Raw genomic sequence first — 19,575 nt, 5'->3', positions numbered from 1 at the left:
TCCGTTCCCGTCCAACCGGCGTTCGGTGCCTTAAGCGACCCGGTGATCGTTTCCGGTCACGGCACTAGGAGTATCCGGCGTTGACGCTGCGTGACCATTCGACCTTATGCGCTGCGGCGGCCTCCCGCGCTTCTCGCTCGGCGGCGGCGGATACGGGTTCCGCCAGCCAGGGCCGGACCGTCTCGCGCATGATGCCGATGAACTGCTCACCGAGCTCGGTGAGCGCCCCCGAACCGGCGAGAGTCCCGATGGACTCGACGGTCAGTGCTCGCCAGCGCGCGAACGCGACGGCTGCGCGGTGAGCGGCCCCATCGCGATCGAGAAGGCGCCGCACCCGCCAGAAGTCGGTCACGGCGAGATGGGCGTAAGTGCCCTGGAGTAGCCCTTCGAGTGGGCGAGGGTCCCTGCGCCAGGGGGCGTAATAGAGGCCGGTGTCCTTGGGGTCGTACAAGCTGTGGATGTCGAGGATGGCACCCATCTTGACGTGCTGGAATTCGTGGATCAGCAGCAGCGCCAGCGAAGTCGCGTTCCCGGGGAGCGCGACGGCCACGGCGCCGAAGGCGTCGCGGGCCGTAGAGCTGATCTCGGAGCCGCCGGGGTGCGGCGCGAGGGGGATCAGGGTGCCGAGCCCGGCCGCCAGAGCCGGTGCGTACACAGCATGATCGCGCTGTATGAGCTCCCACGCCTCACCGAACATGGTCGCCCAGCGGTCGAACTGCCGGTCGTCGAGCCGCTCGGCCGGCGGATACTGGTGGCAGTCGCGGTACAGGTCGACGTCGTCCAGCGCCACGGTCAAACCCTCTGTCACCAGGTGACGCACCGGCGACCACGCTGGGCTGTCGCCGGGGGCGTCGAGGTCGACGAACCAGCCGCGACCGCCGGTGCGGACGCTGAAGCGTCGCTCGCCGGTCTCGATTGTGGCCTCGGTGGCCCCGCCGACGTCGAGGCGGCCGAGCGAAGGCAGATGGAGCAGGCCGCTCCGAACGGGCACCCGCAGGACGGCTCGGACCCCGGCGCGGATGGCGGCGACGGTGGCGAACGCTGACAGGTGACCGTCGTCGATGTCGCCCTTGAGGCATCGCATAGCCCACACACGCATGTAAGGGTGAGCCAGCGTGGCATCGAGCACCGACCGGGCTTCGCCGTCGATCAGCGTGAGCAGACGCCAGGCGTCCAATGAATCCGACGCGCCGCCCACACTGGCGAGGAGGGTTCGGCGCAGACTCTGCTGTCCCTCTTCGAGTCTGGCGATCGACTCGGCGCTCCCGTGACCGGAGGCCAGTTCGATGAAGACGGACGAGGGGAGGCTGTGCGTGGCGCGGTCGATCGCGCGCACCGTGTTCTGGATATGAGTGATCAGCCGCAGCAGACCGGCACAGTAGACGCTCGGGTTGAGGAACCCGGAGCCGGTGCGGTAGCGGTGCGCATAGAGACCGCCGCCGCACGAGGAGACGACCGGGCAGTTCTGGCACTGCTCGCCGAGGCCGTCCAAGCCGGTCTGGCGGGCAGTGATGCCGGGGTGGGCGGCCACGACGTCGAGTGCGTGCCGTTTGATGTCCAAACCGGTCGCCGGGGCGCCGTCGAAAGCGGTCTTGAGGGAGTCGGCTTGTTCGTAGGAACCATCGGTCTCGATCACCACGAGATCGCTCGGTTCGAGCCCGAGGGACTCCGTCAGGCTGCTTTTGTTCGCCAGGGTGCGCAGTGCCGACTCGAACATGCGGACGCTCATCGGCCTGCCGTCGGCCAGCCACTGGTCGAAGATCTGTATGAGCCAGTCGCCGTACGCTGCGGGGTCACCGGGAGGCGGCTGGTCCCAGGTGGCGTGCGGGAGCAGGAAGTCCACCCGGGGGGGCTCGAGTTGTGCCAGCGCCTCGTAGACAGCGACGGGGTCGTTGGCGATGTCGATCGTGCAGAGCAGCCCAGAGTACAGGCTCGGATATCGCTCTCTCAGCAGGGTGACGGCACGGATGACCTTGTCGTAGCTGCTGCGGCCGTCGGCGTACTTGCGGTGACGGTCGTTGGCTATCCGATCTCCGTCAAGGGAGATGCCGACCTTGACGCCCCGTGAGGCGAAGAGATCGCAGAACTCGGCATTGAGGAGGACGCCGTTGGTGTGGATCTTCAGTTCCAGCTCGCAGACGCCGTCGAGTGAGCGCGCCAGCTTGTCGGCGAGGCGGCCAAGTCGTCCGACTCCGGCCAGCAACGGCTCGCCTCCGTGCAGAACAACGCTGACGCGGCTCAGCCGGTGCCGCCGTGCGTGCTCGGCGATCCTGTCGGCGGTCGACCCCATCGTCTCGTCGGACATGACGATGGGTCGCCTCCGCCAGCTCTGGTCGGCGTGCTCGTACATATAGCAGTGGTCGCAGGCAAGATCACAACGGCTGGCGATCTTGATGACGAATTGCCGAAAAGGGAGGGCAAGCTGACTCACGAGAATGGCTAGATCGAGGACTGGAATGCGGCGGCGCTCACTCCATTGACCGACGGGTCCGGAAGAATATGGCCGAGTAGGCCGGCCTTCGCCAGCGTCCCCACTCTGGAGAGGGGCATATGCAGTATGTCGATCTGATCTGTGGTGCTTCCCGACTTGGTGTCCCTGGACACATTGTTCATAAGACTATCCGTCCATATCAAGCTGGATTGAATAAATCCAGGGGTCAAAGCTGGAGAGTAATCACTCCGTCGCTCTGAGTACGACCTTACATCGGGATCTCTTCCCTTGGTGTCGCCCTAGGTGGCATGACATTAGGGGATGCAGTCGCTCCGTGCCCAGGTCTTTACCTCGGGTCGGGGGATTTTTGTCGACGATAGGGGATGCACTGGGGGGCCTTTAGTTGGAAAGATCACGTTTGGGAGAGTTATCCCGTCCTGCGTAGCCCGTCCCGGTTGTCGGTTGAAGTAAGGCCGTACGCACTTTGCGGTGATCGTCTCCTTGTGGTGCGGAGGATTGATCGGACTGTGCCGTACCGGCGGGACTCCCGGCGTCACCCTCCGACTCTAGGTTGTGAGCGGCGATCGCGCCGCCCCTTTTGGTTGAATTATCGGCTCATCGAACAAAGGGGTGAAAGAGCAGGCTGAGACCTGATGTGAGAACGCGGCGGTTAAGGATCCGAGATCATCGCATTGGTGTCGCGCCGTTATTCCAAGATCTTATGCATGGTTCCATTCCCCCTTGACAGAGGGGAGGGTGCAGGCTGCAGTGGTTAGGTGGTGGCCACCAACCCGGAGACAGGTTTTCCGGCGCTTTACCGCGCCGCCGACCGAGGCGCGATCGTGGGGCAGCGCAGGCTGCTGACCGCGACGGGGGTACGCCTCACATCACTGGTAGCCGCGGCGATCTTCGGGTCGTTCTCGCTGACGGCCGGACGGGTCGACGCGGCCGCGCTCGTCGCGGCGGGCGCGCTGGCCACGGCGCTCGTCACCGAGGTGTACCTCCTCACCGCGCGGCCCGATCGCCAATGGTACGAGGCGAGAGCCGCCGCCGAGTCGGCCAAGACTCTGGCGTGGCGCTACCTTGTCGGCGGCGCGCCGTTCGGGCGCAGCGCCGAGGACGACGACGCCGACATGGACCTCCTCCTGCACCAGCGCTTCTCTGAGATCATCCGGGGCATCAACGGGTTCGCTCCGGTGCCGCCGATGGAGGAGGAGTCCCAGATCACGGCCGTGATGCGCGAGATCAGGTCCCTGCCGCTGGAGGAACGCAAGCAGCACTACATGGCCGGACGGATCAACGAGCAGCGCACCTGGTACTCCGCCAAGGCCCGGTACCACGACCGCCGCGCGTCGCAGTGGTCGGTCTCGCTCGCTGCGCTGGAGGCCGTCGGCCTGATCGCCGCCATCCTCAACGCCGACCAGGTGATCGACATGGACCTGCCGGGCATCGTCGGCGCCGTTGCCGCCGCCGGCATCGCCTGGCTCCAGACCCGCCAGCACCAGCAGATCGCCACGTCGTACTCCATCGCCGCCCTGGAACTGGCCGATATCGTGTCGCGGGTGGAGTGGCCTCGGACGGAGACCGAATGGGCCCATTTCGTGGACGAGTCCGAGGAGGCCATCGCCCGTGAACACATGCTGTGGTGGGGCTCGCGGAGCTGAGGAAAATCGTTCGCGGGCGGTCCAAACCGCGGCCGCGCCCGTGCTGGACCAGAGCGGCCTCCGCCGTCCCGGCCCCCGTCCGCCGGTCAACGGCCGCAGCAGCCCCGCCAGGAACCCGTCCGGCGGTGGGGGGGACACGCAGCGACGCATCGCGATCTCCGGGCACCGGGGGTTGCCGGCGTCCACCGTCACGCTCGTCGAGAAGGCCATCCGCGGCATCCTCGCCCGGCACGCGCCCGAAATCAGAGGGGTCTCCTGCCTGGCCGACGGGGCCGACCAGATCTTCGCCAGGGCGGTCGTGGACCTCGGCGGGACGCTGGAGGCGGTCGTTTGCTCGCAGCGCTACCGCGAGGGACTGCCGCCCAACTCGAGGGACGAATACGACACGCTCATGACGGCCGCCGAGAAGGTCCACCGCCTGCGGTACGTCGAGTCCACCGACGAATCCCTCATGGAGGGCAGCAAGCTCATGCTCGACCTGGCCGAGGAGCTGTACGCCGTCTGGGACGGCAAGCCGGCCCGCGGCTACGGCGGCACGGCCGATGTGGTCGCCGAGGCGCGCCGGCGCGGCATCGAGGTGCATGTCATCTGGCCCGACGGCGCCCGCCGGGAGTAGCCCATCGTGGGCCGGTGCCGGTGCCGGTGCCGGTGCTTGGGCCAAGGCCGAAGCCGGGGGAGTGGGCCGGTGGCCCGAAGCCGTGGTTGGGGAGCGTCGTGGCGTTGAAATTCGCCACCAGTACCTGACGCTGGATGACAGGTATGCCGTCCACGATGGACCCATGACCACGAAAGCAACACTCATCGCCACGACCATCGACTGCGCCGAGCCGAAGAAGCTCGCCGAGTTCTATGCCGCGATCACCGGTTTCGAGGTGCAGTACGCCGAGGACGAGTACGCCGGCATCGGGGACGGGACGACGAGCATCTACTTCGCCCGGGTCCCCGAGCGGGAGCCGGCCGCCTGGCCCGGTCCGGGCAAGCAGTTCCACCTGGACTTCCGCGTCCCGGACGTCGGCAAGGCCGTCCAGGAGTACCTCGAACTCGGCGCCACCAGGCCGGACTTCCAGCCCGGTGACGGCTGGGTCGTCCTGGCCGACCCGGAGGGCCACCTCTTCTGCGTCTGCCCCGAGCGTTCCTGAGGGCGCGGTCACGGCTCACCGGCCCCTCGCGGTCCACGGCTGCTCACGGACCCTCGCGGTCCATGGGTTCGTTCACCGGCCCCGCAGGTTTCACGGCCGGCGGGCCGGGTGCGCATCCCGGCCCGCCCGTCGGCGGTGATTCGATTACAGGGGCCTTCTTTGGGCAGCGGTAGTCGCCATGTCCGAGAAGCACCATCGGAGCGCCGGGGACGGTGCGGGCGGCGGCCGGGCCACCCCAGATCATGGGGCAATGGGGCGATCGACATCCGCGTTCCTGGCATTTGTCCTTAAGCTGGCGGGGTGCTCCCTCTGATGACCCCACATGTGCTTCCCGCTGCCCGCGTCCTGCCCGGGGCCGCGTCATGATCTGGCTCGGCGTGTCGATCGCGCTGGTCGGCGCGCTGGGGTACGCGGGAGGCGCGGCCCTGCAGCAGTACGAGGCCGTCCACGGGGGCGCCAATCTCAAGCTGATCCGCAGGCCCCGCTGGCTGATCGGCGGGGTCATCGGCCTGCTCGGCGCCGGCCTGCACGCCGTGGCGCTGAGCTTCGCCCCGCTCGTGCTGATCCAGCCGGTCAGCGTGGCGACGCTGGTGTTCGCCGTTCCCCTGGCGGCGGTGCTGCACGGCAGACGTCCGCACAAGGCGGAGATCCTCGGCTCGATCGCGGTGGCCGCCGGGCTGCTGGGGCTCATGCTGCTGATCCCGCAGAGCAACACCCGCCCCGTGCTGTCCACCCCGGCGGCGCTGGCCTTCCTGGCGGTGGTGGGCGTGGTGGTCGCGGTGTGCAACGTCGCGGCGCGGCGCGCCAAGGGGCCGTCGAAGGCGCTGCTGCTGTCGGTCGGCGCGGGGGCGGTCACCGCCTCGGTCTCCACGTTCGTCCGCGTCGTCGGCGGAGGGCTGGGCGGCGACCTGTCGCGCCTGGTCCACTGGTTCACGATCGCGATCCCCGTGCTGCTGGTCTGCGCCATCGTGCTGCTGCAGAGGTCGTACGCGGTGGGGTACTTCGGCATCGCCTACGCCGGGGTGCAGGTCGTGGACCCGATCACCTCGGTGATCGCGGGGGCGGTGCTGCTCGGCGAGCCGCTGCCGACCGGCGTCGGCGACGTCATCCCGGCCATTCTCTCGGCCGCGGTGCTGATCGCGGGAACGATCACGCTCAGCCGCCTCACCCCCGAGACCACCCAGGCCGTCACCCCTCCGCACGCCGAACTACCCGTCCCCATCTCCACCCGCGCCGGCGTCCGATGAGTTCCGTTCTGGTGGCCGCCCGTTCCCACAGTGTCGGTATCCGATAGTGCCGGTTTCGGTCGCCATCCGTGTCCGCCGGAATCGGTGTCCGGTGGCTCGCTGGACCTGAGGGTCAGGCGGGTGGGCGCCAGGTGAAGACGTCCTGGAACTGGCGCAGGGTGAGGTCGTCGCCGAGGCGTCCGGTCAGGGCCATGGCGGCGTTCCTGGCGCGGACGGCCAGGGGGTTGGACCACCGGGTCACGCGGCAGATGGCGCGCGACCTGCGCATGATGGTGCTGGTGCGGCGCAGCCGGGCCGCGGTGTAGGCGGGGAGGTCGCCCGCGAGGTGGGCCAGGACCACCGCGTCCTCGATCGCCTGGCAGGCGCCCTGGCCGAGGTTCGGGGTCATCGCGTGGGCCGCGTCCCCGAGCAGTGCCACCCTGCCGGAGTGGAAGGCGGGCAGGGGAGCGGCCAGGCAGCGGATGTCGTGCCACAGGATCGTCTCCTCGGGGGCCGCCTCGATCAGCCGGGGGATCGGGTCGTGCCAGTCGCCGAACAGCCTCAGCAGCTCGGCCTTGCGCGTCCCGGCGTCCCCACCGCCCTTGTCGCGGTTCGCGCTCGTGCCGCTCGGTGGGACGGGGGCGGTGGCGTAGGAGTACACCCGGCCGCCGGCGAGCGGCGTGATGCCGAACACCTGGCCGCGCCCCCACGACTCGCTGCCGCGGAACTCGCCCTCCGGCCGGTCGGCCAGGAGCCGCCAGCTCGTCACGCCGGCGTGCACAGCACCCGGGTGCCGGGGGAACAGCGAGCGGCGGACGGCGGAGTCGATGCCGTCGGCCGCCACCACCAGGTCGGCCCGCAGGTCGCCGGCGCTGGTGGAGACCGTTCCGTCCTCAGGGTCGACGCCGTGGACGTCCGTGCCCAGGCGCAGCGCGCCGGACGGCAGCCGGCGCGCGAGCAGGTCGACCAGCGTGGCGCGGAGCAGGATCACCGTCGGCTCGCCGAACCGCACCAGCGCGGCCTCCGCGCTGGTGCGCAGCAGCCACCGGCCGTCCGGGGTGCGGATGCCCGCCTCGCCCTGGAGCGCCGCCAGCGCGCGCACCTCGTCGCCCACGCCGATCGTGTCCAGGGCCCTGAGCGCGTTGGGCGCGATGGCGAGGCCCGAGCCGACCGGTTCGATCGACGGCGCTCGTTCGCACACCGTGACCGACCAGCCCTTGCGGGCGAGCGCCACGGCGGCGCTCAGGCCGCCGATCCCCCCGCCGATCACTACCGCATGGGACATGTCCCCTCCTTCAACTACACCTGTAGTTACGTTACTACAGGTGTAGTCTGGCCCCATGCGCAGGGAGGAACTGATCGCGGAGGCGGCCATAACGCTGCTGGTGGAGCGGGGGATGCGCGGCCTGACGCACCGCGCCGTGGACGAGGCCGCGGGTCTGCCGCTCGGCTCGACGTCCAACCTCGCGCGCACCCGCGCCGCGCTCCTCGCGCTCACCCTCGCCCGGCTGACCGAACTGGAGGAGGGGTACTTCACCGCCGTCCCTCCGGCGGCCGGCGCGCCTTCGGGCTTCGGTGCGATGGGGACGCCGGAGGAGCTCGGCGATCTGATGGCCGGTCTGCTCCACCGTCAGCTCACCGAGGGGCGGCGTACGTCGCTCGCCCGCTATGAGCTCGCCCTGGAGGCCACCCGCCGTCCTGAACTGCGCCAGGTGTACGACGCGGCGGGGCGCCGTTTCCGCGAGGTGGCCACGGCCGTGCTCGCCGCGGCCGGCTCTCGCGACCCCGTACGGCACGGCGGGCAGCTTGTCGCCTTCGCGGAAGGGGTGCTGTTCGACGCGATCGCGGGCGCCGGAGCCGTCCCCGCGCCCGAAGATCTGCGCGCGGGGATGCGGGAACTGCTCCGCGGCATGCTCGCCTGAGCCTCGCGACGCCGCCGGCCCTGCCGGCCCTACGGGCCCCCACGCATCGGCCGATCTTCGCGCGCCGTCGTCCCCGTGTGTGGGCCGGACGGGTCGTCAGGTGCGGTCGAGGGCTTGTTCGAGGCGTTCCCGGTGGGCGGGCCATTCGTCGTCGAGGATGCTGAAATGGACCGTGTCGCGCCAGGTGCCGTCGGGGCGCCGCCGGTGCCGGCGCAGCGTGCCCTCGTACACGCCGCCGATGCGCTCGATGGCCCGCTGTGAACGGGTGTTGAGGATGTCGGTCTTGAGCAGGACGCGGTTGTGGCCGAGCTTGTCGAAGGCGTGGCCGAGCAGCAGAAGCTTGCACTCGGTGTTGACGGCCGTGCGCCAATAGGCTCTGCCGTACCAGGTCCAGCCGATCTCCACGCTGTCGTCGAACCCCGGCACGTCGTGCAGGGTGGTCGAGCCGATCGGCTCGCCGGTCCGGCGCAGGATGACGGCGAACGGCACGATGCCCGGGTTCTCGATCAGGGACTGCGCGACCCGCAGCATGTCCTGCTCGGTGCGGGGCGTCGCCACCGGCAGCCAGCGCCAGACGTCGTCGTCGCCTCCGCCCGCGGCGTGCAGGCCGGCGATGTGCTCGGGGCCGAGCGGCTCCAGGCGGACGAAACGGCCGGTCAAGGTGGTGGGATCGGGCATTCTCGCGGTCATGCCGTGAAGTGTGGCCGCCGGAGTGGTCTGGCCGACAGTGCCACCGGGGGCGGATTCCCGGCGACCACTTGGCGGCGGGGCGTCTGACTCTAGGCTGGAGGCCGGGACCGGCGGGGCGCGGGCCGTCCGCACGCAGGACGAGGGCCGCGCGCGGCGAGGACCGGCGAGCGGTCGACAGGCATACCGTCCGGTCGGTACGCTCCAGGCACTGGGACGACTGGGGAGCGCGATGTCCGCACAGATCGACACCGGCCCGCCGGGTCTGGATCTCGGCCGCCTGCGAGACCATCTCGGCCGGCACGGGCTCGCCGAGGGCGGCCTGGCCGCCGAGGTCATCCACGGAGGCCGGTCGAACCTCACCTATCTCGTGCGCGACGGCGAGCGCCGGTTCGTCGTCCGCCGCCCGCCGCTCGGGCACGTCCTGGCCACGGCGCACGACATGGGCCGGGAGTACCGCGTGATGACCGCGCTCCGCGACACCGGGGTCCCCGTGCCGCGCACGTACCACCTGTGCGAGGACCCCGAGGTGATCGGGGCGCCCTTCTACGTCATGGAGTACGTCGAGGGGGGCCAGCCCCCGGCGACGCCGGCCATCGAGGCCGAGCTGACCGACATCCTGGCCCGGCTGCACGCCCTCGACCCGGCCGCCGTCGGGCTCGCCGACTTCGGCCACCCTGAGGGCTTCCTGGAGCGCCAGGTCAAGCGGTGGAAGCGGCAGCTCGACGCCTCCCGCAGCCGGGAGATCCCCGGCATCGACGACCTGTACGACCGCCTGGCGGGAGCTGTGCCGCTCACCCAGCGCCACGCGATCGTCCACGGCGACTTCAAGCTGGGCAACACGCTGATCGCCGGCGGCCGGGTGCGGGCCGTGCTCGACTGGGAGATGTCCACCCTCGGCGACCCGCTCACCGACCTGGCCCTGTTCCTGCTGTACGGCGACTTCGCCGCGCTCGACACCGGCGGCCGGCCGGAGGCGGGCACGGCCCTGGTCTCCGCCGCGCCCGCGCTGGCGGAGCGGTACGCGGCCGGCGCGGGTCTGGACGTCACCCGGCTCGGCTGGTACCTGGCCCTGGCCTGCTTCAAGCTCGCGGTGATCGCCGAGGGCATCCACTTCCGCTACACCCAAGGGCTCACCGTCGGAGAGGGCTTCGGCGAGATCGGCGGGCACGTCGCGCCGCTCGTGGCCCACGGGCTGCGCGCGCTCGCGTCCCTGGAAGGCTGACGTCCCGTGCCGCAGATGGACTTCCCGTACGCGCTCACGCCACTGGAGGGCTGATGGACTTCGCCTACGACGACACCACCGAGGACCTGCGCGAACGGCTGCTGGCGTTCATGGACGAATGCGTGTACCCGGCGGAGGAGGCCTTCGAGTGGCAGGCGGCGGAGAGCGGCTGGACCGCCCCGCCCATGCTGGAGGACCTCAAGGACGAGGCGCGCAAGCGGGGCCTGTGGAACCTCTTCCTGCCGGGGGCGCACGGCGCCGGGCTGACCAACCTGCAGTACGCCCCGCTCGCCGAGATCATGGGACGCAGCCCGCGCATCGCCCCGGCGGCCACGAACTGCGCCGCGCCCGACACCGGCAACATGGAGGTCCTCTCCATGTTCGGCAGCGACCGGCAGCGCAAGACCTGGCTGGAGCCGCTGCTCAACGGCGAGATCAGGTCGGCGTTCGCGATGACCGAACCCGAGGTCGCCTCCTCCGACGCCACCAACATCGCCACCTCCATCGCGCGCGACGGTGACGAGTACGTCATCAACGGCCGCAAGTGGTTCGCGTCCGGGGCGATGAACCCGCGCTGCGCCATCTTCATCGTGATGGGCAAGACCTCCGAGGAGGGGCCCGAGCACCGGCGGCAGAGCATGGTGCTCGTGCCCCGCGACACCCCAGGCATCACCGTCAAGCGCGGCATGCACGTCTTCGGCTACACCGACGGCGACCACGGCGGCCACGCCGAGGTGCTGTTCCAGGACGTCCGCGTGCCGGTGGACCACCTGATCGGCGAGGAGGGCGGCGGGTTCGCCATCGCCCAGGCGCGGCTCGGGCCGGGCCGCATCCACCACTGCATGCGTCTGATCGGCATGGCCGAGCGGGCGATCGAGCTGATGTGCCGCCGCGCTCTGTCGCGGGTCGCCTTCGGCAGGCAGGTCGCCCAGCAGGGCGTCGTCCAGGACTGGATCGCCGAGTCGCGGGTCAAGGTGGAGCAACTGCGGCTGCTGGTCCTGAAGACCGCCTGGCTGATGGACACGGTGGGAAACCGGGGCGCGCACACCGAGATCCAGGCCATCAAGATCGCCACGCCCCGCGAGGTGGAGTGGATCCTGGACAAGGCCATCCAGGTGCACGGCGCGGGCGGCGTCAGCCAGGACTTCCCGCTGGCCGGCCTGTGGGCGGCGGCCCGCACGCTGCGGCTCGCCGACGGTCCCGACGAGGTGCACAAGCGCTCCCTGGCCCGCCGCGAGCTCAAGAAGCACACCCCGCCCGCCTCTCAGTGACCCGCTGAGTGACCGGCTCAGTGACCTGCTGGGCCACCGACCGGCTCAGTGACCCGCTGGGCGACCGACCCACCGACCCACCGACCGACCGGCCGAGCCGACGACGACTCGGCGACCGACGAAGGGACCTGTCTCAGTGACCGTGGACGAGGCGGCGATCAAGGAACGGGTGCGCGCGTTCCTGTCGCAGAACGACCCGGCCGCGACCGCACCGCCGGACTTCCTGCGGGCGCGGTTCGACGCCGGGCTGGCCTGGGTGCACTTCCCCGAGGGCCTCGGCGGCCTCGGGGCGCGCCGCGAGCTGCAGGCCGTGGTGGAGGCCGAGCTGGCGGGCACCCCGCAGATCGACGTCGGCAAGATGGCCATCGGGCTCGGCATGGCGGCGCCCACGATCCTCGCCTTCGGCACCGAGGAGCAGAAAAAGCGCTTCCTTCGGCCCCTGTGGACCGGCGAGGAGATCTGGTGCCAGCTCTTCAGCGAGCCCGGTGCCGGTTCCGACCTGGCGACCCTGGCCACCCGGGCCGTCCGTGAGGGCGACGAGTGGGTGGTGGACGGGCAGAAGGTCTGGACCTCCGGCGCCCACCACGCCCGCTGGGCCATCATGGTCGCGCGCACCGACCCGGACGTGCCCAAGCACCGGGGCATGACCTACTTCGTGTGCGACATGCACGCCCCCGGCGTCGAGGTGCGGCCGCTGCGGCAGATCACCGGCGAGGCCGAGTTCAACGAGGTCTTCCTCACCGGCGTCCGGCTGCCGGACGACCTGCGCCTCGGCGAGGTCGGGGACGGCTGGCGGGTGGCCCAGACGACCCTCATGAACGAGCGCGTCGCCATCGGCGGCTCGCCCGCGCGGCGCGGCGGAGGCGTGGTCGGAGTCGTCGCCGACACCTGGCGGGAGCGTCCTGAGCTGCGCACCCACGACCTGCACCAGCGCCTGCTGCATCTGTGGGTCGAGGCCGAGGTCACCCGGCTGGCCGGGGTGCGGCTGCGCGAGCAGCTCGCCGCGGGGACGCCCGGGCCGGAGGGGTCGGGCATGAAGCTGGCCTTCGCCCGCCTCAACCAGGCGCTGTCGGGCCTTGAGGTGGAGTTGCTGCGCGAGGAGGGCCTGCTGTACGACGACTGGAGTTTCCGGCGCTCGGAGACGGTGGACTTCTTCGGCCGCGGGCCCGGCTACCGCTACCTGCGCGCCAAGGGCAACTCCATCGAGGGCGGCACCTCCGAGATCCTGCGCAACATCATCGCCGAGCGCGTCCTCGGCCTGCCCTCCGAGCCCCGCGCCGACAAGAACGTGCCCTGGAAGGACCTGCCGCGATGACCGCACGCCCGGCGAACCAGAGGTGGAGAGCGACCCGATGACACTGCTGTACTCCGAGGTCGAGGAGGAGCTGCGGGCGGCCGTCCGCGCCCTGCTGGCCGACCGGCGCCCGCCGTCCGCGGTGCTCGCCCGCGCCGAGAGCGCCCCCGGGCACGACGCCGACCTGTGGAAGGCGCTGGCCCGCGACATCGGCGCCGCCGGGCTGCTCATCCCCGAGGACCTCGGCGGCGCGGGCGCCTCCGCCCGCGAGGCGGCGGTCGTGCTGGAGGAGCTCGGCCGCGCGGTGGCCCCGGTGCCCTTCCTGACCAGCGCCGTCATGGCGACCGGCGCCCTGGTGGCCTCCGGCGCCGGCGCGGCCCGCGACCTGCTCGCCTCCCTCGCGACGGGGGAGAGCACGGCCGCGCTCGCCGTCTCGTTCGCCGCCTCGCCGTACCCGCCGGGCCCGGACTGGGTGCGGGCCGAGCGGGGGAGGCTGACCGGACGGGTCACCGCCGTCGCGGGAGCCGAGGGCGCCGACGTGCTGGTCGTCCCCGCCTCCGGAGCGCTGTACGCGGTCGACGCGGCGCACGCCGTCGTCGAGCCGGTCACCTCGCTCGACCTCACCCGGCCGGTCGCCACCGTGACCTTCGACGGCGCGCCGGGCCGGCCGGTCGCCGCCGGCCTCGCGCCGCTACGCGCGGGCCTCGCGCTGGGCGCGGGGCTGCTGGCCTCCGAGCAGCTGGGGGTGGCCGAGTGGTGCCTGGCCACGACCCTCGCCTACGTCAAGGAGCGGCACCAGTTCGCCCGGCCGGTCGGCTCCTTCCAGGCGCTGAAGCACCGGCTCGCCGACCTGTGGATGGAGATCGTGCAGGCACGCGCCGCGGCCCGCAACGCGGCCGACGCGCTCGCGCGGGCCGGCGCCGGCGACGACCCGGCCGCCGAGGTGGCCATGGCGGTCGCGGTGGCGCAGGCGTGGTGCGGGCCGGTGGCCGTGCACGCGGCCGAGGAGTGCCTGCAACTGCACGGAGGCATCGGGATGACCTGGGAGCATCCCCTGCACCTGTACCTCAAGCGCGCCAAGGCGGACCAGATCGCGCTCGGCACTCCCGGCGACCACCGCGACGCCCTCGCCGGCCTCGCCGCTCTCCCCGCCCCGCTCGCCGTTTGAGCGTTCAGGAGGAGGGCGCCTGAAGCCGCGAAGGCTGGTGGGCTGTCCGTTGACGGTCGCCGGGCGGGGCGCCGTACGGGCGGCGCCGGCCTCGCCGTACCACGACCCGCCGACCCGGCGCCGATCACAACCAGCACACGTCGGATGGAGATCCGCGCCGTGGCCGCCGTATGAGGGGTGGCGCGGGAGCTTCTGGGGGTCAGGGGCGCGGGGAGGCCAGGAGGAGGTCGGCGAAGTGGCCGCCGTATGAGGGATGGGGCGGGAGCTTTTGGGGGTCAGGGGCGCGGGGAGGCCAGGAGGAGGTCGGCGAAATGGCCGCCGTATCGGGGATGGCGCGGGAGCTTCTGGGGTCAGGGGCGCAGGGAGGCCAGGAGGAGGTCGGCGAAGTGGCCGCCGACCTCGGCGGCCGACAGCGGGCCGTCGGCGTGGTACCAGGTGCCGAGGTGGTGGACCGAGCCGAAGAAGAAGTCGACCACGAGATCGGCCGGCACGTCGGCGCGGAACACGCCGGCGCGCCTGCCCTGGTCCACCAGGTCGCGGAAGCGTTCGTGGTAGCGGCGCCGCTCCGCCCGCACGGCCTTCTGGGTCTCGGGCGCGAGCTGGTGCATCGACCGGAAGAAGATCTTGGAGTCGTCGAGGTTCTCGATGCTGGTGGCGACCACGTCGGCCGCGGCGGCGTGCACGCGGTCGGCGATCGGCCCGGGCGCGTCCGCGAACCTGTCGAGCCGTTCCATCTGCAGCCGCAGCACGCGGGCGTAGATCTCCTGGAGCAGGTCATCCTTGGAGGTGAAGTAGTGGTACATCGCCCCCTTGGTGACCCCGGCGGCGGCGACGACCTCCTGCACCGACGTGCTCTCGAACCCCTTCTCGGCGAACAGCCGCGTCGCCTCGGCGATCAGCCGCTGCCGTACGGGCTCGTCCGGCCGGACGCTCTCGCCCGGCCTGTCCTGTGTCGTGGTGGCCGGTCGCCGGGCCCCGTTGCGCGCCATCTCGCACGCCTCCCCTGAATCGCGATGACACCCAGCGTACCGACTGGTCGGTCAACTGATGGGGGACATGGCGTCTTCTGGCGTGCTGATTTACCCGGGTCCGGATAACTTCCGCGCCCATGCTGTGTCGCGGGTGTGCTAATTCCGTTACCTTGGGAAAGTTGGAGCCCCGGGTTGGGTACTCCATAACGTAGTCGACTGAGCCCGAAATCGTGGGGGTTTCCGGTGCCCAATGGGTCCATCTACGTGCCGCAGGACGACAAGTTCAAGTGGGGCTCACCTTCGGTGATGTACGAGCTCCGGTGGCGCGAGACCAGGTCGGAGCGCCGCCGTCGGCGCCACTTCATGGCGGGAGCGGGCCTCATCCTGTTCACCGCTCTCGCCTTCTACCGCTCCTTCCCGCTGCCCTTCCTCATCGGGCTGCTCGGCGGCGGCGCGGTATGGGTGGTCGACGCCTTCGTCTCCTGGCGGATGTTCGAGGCCACCGCCGTCTGGCGCGGCAAGCGCAGCGGCGCCGTCCGCACCGGCCGCCTGCTGCGGCGCGGGCTCGGCAAGCACGGGTACCGCGTGCTCGACGGGCGCGCCGTGCCGGGCAAGGCGTCCATCGACCACCTGGTGATCGGCCCGGGCGGGGTGTGGATCGTCGACAACGAGGCGTGGCCCCCCGACACCCACATCGCCGCCTACGGCGGCAAGCTCTTCTTCGGTGAGCGGTCGGGCACCTCGGTCGCCAAGGGACTCGTGGACGCCGCCACGACCATGGCCGAGATGCTGTCGCGCGAGTCGGGCATTCCCATCGCGGTGACGCCCCTGCTGGCCGTCCACGGCGGGCGCGTGAAGCCCCCGTTCGTGAGCGCCGAGGGCCTGACGCTGTTCCTGCCCCGCAAGGCGGCGCGGTGGATCATCGGCGACGCGCACGTCGACCTGTCGCAGGAGCAGGTCGAGGTCCTCGCCCGCACGGCCGCGCGCATCCTGCGGCGCATGTCCTGACGCCCGGCCCGCTCCTGCGCCGGGGCGGATGCCCGGGTCTCCTCCTCCGCCGGCCGATGGCCGGGACGCGGGTCCGGGTCGTCTCCCCGGAGCCAGGGCGGCCAGTGCGGCCAGTGCGGTGACCACCTACGCTCACCGGGCGCGGCTCTCCACCCCGGCCATGTGCTGGAGGTGGTCGGCGCCGGGGCGGCGGGTCGGCCGAGCCCGTCTGCCCATGACCGGCCGGGGGCCGGGCGAGGGTGCGGCGATGCCGGCGCCTGCAACGGCGCCCGGCCCGGGGAACGTCCGTGGACGGCCCACTAGGCCAGTTCCTCGATGAAGGCGGCGAGCTGGGCGACGTTGCGGCACTCGTGCATGGGCACCACGCCGCCGTAGGCGCCCGCCACGGAGTCGCCGGTGTCCCACTGCGCGCGCGGCTCGGGGTTGAGCCAGTACGCGTGCCGGGCGGCGCCCGCGAGCTCCTTCAGCACCGGCAGCGCCGGAGACTGGTAGTTCGACCGCGCGTCGCCCAGGATCAGCAGGGACGTCTTGGGGGTGATGGCGTCGGCGTACCGTTCGGCGAACCTCTCCAGCGCCCGCCCGTAGTCGCTGCGCCCGAAGCGGGTGATGTCCGCCTCCCGGGTCATCCGCGTGATCGCCTCCACGACGTCTGCGCCGGGCGCGAAGAAGCGGGTGATCTCGTCGGCCGTGTCCACGAACGCGAACGCGCGCACCTTGGCGAACTGCTCGCGCAGCGCGTAGGTCAGCAGCAGCGTGAAGTGCGAGAAGGCCGACACCGAGTCGCTGGCGTCGCACAGCACCACCAGCTCCGGCTTGTGCGGGCGCCGGGGCCGCATGTGGGTCACGACGGGCACGCCGCCGGTGCTCAGCGACGCCCGCACCGTGCGCCGGAAGTCCAGCCGGCCGCGGTCGCCGTGCCTGTGCTTGATCGTCAGACGGGTGGCCAGGCGCCGCGCCAGCGGGTGCACCTCGCGCCGCAGCCGGGACAGGTCGGCCTTGGTGATCCGCAGGAAGTCGATCTGGTCCACCGGCGGCCGCACCGCGGACCTGGCGATCCTGTCGATGCCGGACTCCTCGGCGATCCTGCGGCGCACGTCCGCGGCGACGGCCTCCTCGAAGCCGGCGATGCCGTCCGACAGCCGCCGGCGGGCGAGCTTCTCGGCCAGGCCGCCCCGCTCCTGCCCGCGCAGCAGCCCGGCGAGCATCCCGGCCATCAGCGTGCCGGGGGACAGGGCGCGCAGCACCGAGTAGGAGAACCAGTTCTGCCGGCCCGAGGCGGCCTGCTGGCGCCCGAACCGCTCCACCATGGCCCGGACGAACTCCCCGAAGGCCGGGTCGCCGGTGGCGCCCGCGTCGGCGGCCAGCAGTTCGGCCAGCCGCTCGCGCAGCTCGGGCACCTCGGCCCGCTCCAGGTCAGGACCGTCGCCGCCCGTCCGGGCGGCGGGGCGCGGGCCGCCGGTGACCGGCGGGAACCACAGGTCGAACAGCGTGTCGAAGGCCGGGCGGTACGCCGGGCGCTTGACCAGCGTCGCCGCGTACGCCTCGCGCAGCGCCTCGCGATCGGTCATCTCGATCACCTGGAGGGCGCGGGCCGCGTCCAGCCCTTCGGCGGGGGACACCGGCACCCCGGCCCCGCGCAGCGCCGCGAGGAACCGCACATGCCTGTCCAGCAGCGGCGTCACTCGGTGAGCCCCAGTTCCTTCACCGCGCGGGTCTGGTCGGTGGCGTGCTTGAGCACCACGCCCAGCGTCGCGGCCGTCGTGGCCTCGTCCAGGTCCGCGCGTCCGAGCGCGAGCAGCGTCCGCGCCCAGTCGATGGTCTCGGCGATCGACGGCGACTTCTTCAGCTCCAGGGCGCGCAGCGTGGCGACCGTGCGGGCGAGCTGCTCGGCCAGCGAGGCCGCGATGCCGGGCACCTGCGCGAGCACGATGTCCCGCTCGCGATCGGGCGAGGGGTAGTCCAGGTGCAGGTACAGGCAGCGCCGCTTCAGCGCCTCCGACAGCTCCCGCGTCGCGTTGGAGGTCAGCACGACGAACGGCCTGCGGGTCGCGGCGATCGTGCCGAGCTCGGGGATCGTCACCTGGTAGTCGGACAGGATCTCCAGCAGCAGGCCCTCGACCTCGACGTCGGCCTTGTCGATCTCGTCGATGAGCAGAACGGCCGGTCCCGTGCGCCTGATCGCCTTCAGCAACGGCCGCTCCAGCAGGAACTCCTCGCTGAAGATGTCGTCGTGGGTGTCCTCCCACGCCTGCCCGCCGGCGGCCTGGATGCGCAGGAGCTGCTTCTTGTAGTTCCACTCGTACAGCGCCCGGGCCTCGTCCAGACCCTCGTAGCACTGCAGCCGGATCAGCTCGGCCCCGGCCGCCTGGGCGACGGCCTTGGCGAGCTGCGTCTTGCCGACCCCGGCCGGGCCCTCGGCCAGCAGCGGCTTGCCCAGCGCGGCGGCGAGGAAGACCGGCGTCGTGATCGCGTCGCCGGCCAGGTAGTCCGCCGCGGCGAGCCGTTCCCCGGCGTCGGCGGGTGAGGCGAACCACGGCGTCATCGGCACTCCCGTCATCGACCCGAATGTTGTTCTACTCTAACCGGTCCCACAGGTACGAAGCGGTCCACAAGGTGCGCTAATCTTGAGCTGCATTCTGCGCCGCTAGCTCAGTTGGTTAGAGCAGCTGACTCTTAATCAGCGGGTCCGGGGTTCGAGTCCCTGGCGGCGCACCACGGCAATGGCCGGTGGCCTGGGCACTCTCACTTGACGGGGGTGCCCATCGTCATTTCCGGCGCCGTGATGTTCTGGCGCCGTGCTGTTCTGGACGTGAACCTTTCACCGCGAAAGCCTCGCCCTGCTGGGCCGGGGCCACTCGGGCGGCATGGGGGTGAACCGGCGTGGCCGCGGGCGCGTCGGAGCGATCATGCAGATGTCCGATGAGTCGCTCATCGAGGGCATGGCGTCGGGGGACCAGGACGCGACGGCCGTGTTCGTGCGGAGGTTCCACGCGCGGGTGTACGGGCTGGCGCTCGGGGTGGTGGGCGACCCGGGGCTCGCCGAGGAGGTGGCGCAGGACGCCTTCGTGCGGGCCTGGCGGCACGCGGCCACCTACGACGCGCGGCGCGGGCACGGGGCGACCTGGTTGCTGACGATCACCAGGAACGCGGCGGTGGACGCCGTCCGGCACCGCCGCAACCTGCCGGTCGAGCCGGGGGGCATCGCCGCCCGGCCCCCCGCGACCGCCGAGGCGGCCGACCGCGCAGGGGCCGAGCGGTTGTCGCTGGAACTGGAGGGTCTTCCGCCCGAGCAGAGCAGGCTGGTCGTGCTGGCGGTGGGCTACGGGTTCACGGCCGCGGAGATCGCCGAGCGCGAGGGGATACCGCTGGGGACGGCGAAGACCCGCATCCGGCGCGGCCTGGCCCGGCTGCGCCGGAGCCTCGGGGCTCCCGGCGAGGACCGGCCGCCGGAGGCGGGATGAGCGCGGTCACTTCAGTTCCACGCGGTCGAGCAGGTCGCCGGTCACTTCCGCTGCACGCCGTCGAGAAGATCGCCGGTCGCTTCACGTCGATGCCGTCGAGCAGGTCTC

At 71.5% G+C, this 19,575-nt stretch carries 17 protein-coding genes and 1 tRNA gene; 12 read left to right on the top strand and 6 right to left on the bottom strand.

All coding sequences use genetic code 11. The annotated features are described in order from the left end of the window. Positions 1-64 precede the first annotated feature (64 nt). On the bottom strand, positions 65-2,431 hold the full coding sequence (locus ACWEN6_RS26810) for an FxsB family cyclophane-forming radical SAM/SPASM peptide maturase (RefSeq protein WP_452573869.1): 2,367 nt from the start codon (positions 2,429-2,431) through the stop codon (positions 65-67). 776 nt (positions 2,432-3,207) lie between these two features. Here ACWEN6_RS26810 and ACWEN6_RS26805 point away from each other — a divergent pair. From ACWEN6_RS26805 to ACWEN6_RS26790, 4 genes are all read left to right on the top strand, one after another. Continuing rightward, positions 3,208-4,095 carry a DUF4231 domain-containing protein gene (locus ACWEN6_RS26805; RefSeq protein ID WP_452573867.1) on the top strand — a complete coding sequence of 296 codons (888 nt, stop codon included), beginning with the start codon at positions 3,208-3,210 and terminating at the stop codon, positions 4,093-4,095. 40 nt (positions 4,096-4,135) lie between these two features. Further along, complete coding sequence (locus ACWEN6_RS26800) at positions 4,136-4,711, top strand: hypothetical protein (RefSeq protein WP_452573865.1); 576 nt, start codon at positions 4,136-4,138, stop codon at positions 4,709-4,711. A 163-nt stretch (positions 4,712-4,874) separates the two neighbouring features. Further along, positions 4,875-5,234, top strand: coding sequence for a VOC family protein (locus ACWEN6_RS26795; protein ID WP_452573863.1), 360 nt, complete (start codon positions 4,875-4,877; stop codon positions 5,232-5,234). Between the two features lie 362 nt (positions 5,235-5,596). After that, the gene (locus tag ACWEN6_RS26790; protein WP_452573861.1) at positions 5,597-6,481 is read left to right on the top strand and encodes a DMT family transporter; all 885 of its coding nucleotides are present in this window, start codon (positions 5,597-5,599) and stop codon (positions 6,479-6,481) included. A 112-nt stretch (positions 6,482-6,593) separates the two neighbouring features. On the opposite strand, the gene ACWEN6_RS26785 is transcribed toward ACWEN6_RS26790, so the two are convergent. Further along, a complete protein-coding gene (locus ACWEN6_RS26785; RefSeq protein WP_452573859.1) occupies positions 6,594-7,745 on the bottom strand; it encodes an FAD-dependent oxidoreductase in 1,152 nt (383 codons plus the stop codon). Between the two features lie 55 nt (positions 7,746-7,800). Between ACWEN6_RS26785 and ACWEN6_RS26780 the strand changes: the two genes are divergently transcribed. Then, positions 7,801-8,382, top strand: a complete 582-nt coding sequence (locus tag ACWEN6_RS26780) for a TetR/AcrR family transcriptional regulator (RefSeq protein WP_452573857.1) — start codon at positions 7,801-7,803, stop codon at positions 8,380-8,382. 96 nt (positions 8,383-8,478) lie between these two features. Here ACWEN6_RS26780 and ACWEN6_RS26775 read toward each other — a convergent pair whose 3' ends face one another. After that, on the bottom strand, positions 8,479-9,072 hold the full coding sequence (locus ACWEN6_RS26775; protein ID WP_452573855.1) for a GNAT family N-acetyltransferase: 594 nt from the start codon (positions 9,070-9,072) through the stop codon (positions 8,479-8,481). 229 nt (positions 9,073-9,301) lie between these two features. Here ACWEN6_RS26775 and ACWEN6_RS26770 point away from each other — a divergent pair, with 229 nt between their 5' ends. The 4 genes from ACWEN6_RS26770 (at position 9,302) to ACWEN6_RS26755 (ending at position 14,027) form a co-directional block, all read left to right on the top strand. Further along, complete coding sequence (locus ACWEN6_RS26770; RefSeq protein ID WP_452573853.1) at positions 9,302-10,294, top strand: phosphotransferase family protein; 993 nt, start codon at positions 9,302-9,304, stop codon at positions 10,292-10,294. Positions 10,295-10,347: 53 nt separating this feature from the next. After that, positions 10,348-11,565: an acyl-CoA dehydrogenase family protein gene (locus ACWEN6_RS26765; RefSeq protein WP_452573851.1), complete on the top strand. Its 1,218-nt coding sequence runs from the start codon at positions 10,348-10,350 to the stop codon at positions 11,563-11,565. Between the two features lie 142 nt (positions 11,566-11,707). Beyond that, positions 11,708-12,880, top strand: a complete 1,173-nt coding sequence (locus ACWEN6_RS26760; RefSeq protein ID WP_452574079.1) for an acyl-CoA dehydrogenase family protein — start codon at positions 11,708-11,710, stop codon at positions 12,878-12,880. A gap of 37 nt (positions 12,881-12,917) precedes the next feature. Continuing rightward, positions 12,918-14,027, top strand: coding sequence for an acyl-CoA dehydrogenase family protein (locus ACWEN6_RS26755; protein WP_452573849.1), 1,110 nt, complete (start codon positions 12,918-12,920; stop codon positions 14,025-14,027). 350 nt (positions 14,028-14,377) lie between these two features. Here ACWEN6_RS26755 and ACWEN6_RS26750 read toward each other — a convergent pair whose 3' ends face one another. Further along, the gene (locus ACWEN6_RS26750) at positions 14,378-15,016 is read right to left on the bottom strand and encodes a TetR family transcriptional regulator (RefSeq protein ID WP_452573847.1); all 639 of its coding nucleotides are present in this window, start codon (positions 15,014-15,016) and stop codon (positions 14,378-14,380) included. A gap of 225 nt (positions 15,017-15,241) precedes the next feature. Here ACWEN6_RS26750 and ACWEN6_RS26745 point away from each other — a divergent pair, with 225 nt between their 5' ends. Beyond that, complete coding sequence (locus tag ACWEN6_RS26745; RefSeq protein WP_452573845.1) at positions 15,242-16,006, top strand: nuclease-related domain-containing protein; 765 nt, start codon at positions 15,242-15,244, stop codon at positions 16,004-16,006. Between the two features lie 299 nt (positions 16,007-16,305). Here ACWEN6_RS26745 and ACWEN6_RS26740 read toward each other — a convergent pair whose 3' ends face one another. Next, the gene (locus ACWEN6_RS26740; protein ID WP_452573843.1) at positions 16,306-17,688 is read right to left on the bottom strand and encodes a vWA domain-containing protein; all 1,383 of its coding nucleotides are present in this window, start codon (positions 17,686-17,688) and stop codon (positions 16,306-16,308) included. Then, positions 17,685-18,563: an AAA family ATPase gene (locus ACWEN6_RS26735; protein ID WP_452573841.1), complete on the bottom strand. Its 879-nt coding sequence runs from the start codon at positions 18,561-18,563 to the stop codon at positions 17,685-17,687. The genes ACWEN6_RS26740 and ACWEN6_RS26735 overlap by 4 nt, the downstream gene beginning before the upstream one ends. Before the next feature lie 81 nt (positions 18,564-18,644). On the opposite strand from ACWEN6_RS26735, the gene ACWEN6_RS26730 reads away from it, so the two are divergent. Then, positions 18,645-18,721 (top strand) — tRNA-Lys (locus tag ACWEN6_RS26730). Between the two features lie 191 nt (positions 18,722-18,912). After that, complete coding sequence (locus ACWEN6_RS26725) at positions 18,913-19,467, top strand: RNA polymerase sigma factor (protein WP_452573839.1); 555 nt, start codon at positions 18,913-18,915, stop codon at positions 19,465-19,467. Positions 19,468-19,575 lie beyond the last annotated feature (108 nt).

It is taken from the genome of Sphaerisporangium sp. NPDC004334 (assembly GCF_053602655.1).
The sequence above is the reverse complement of the archived record's forward strand: the minus strand, read 5'-3'. Positions and strand labels throughout refer to the sequence as shown.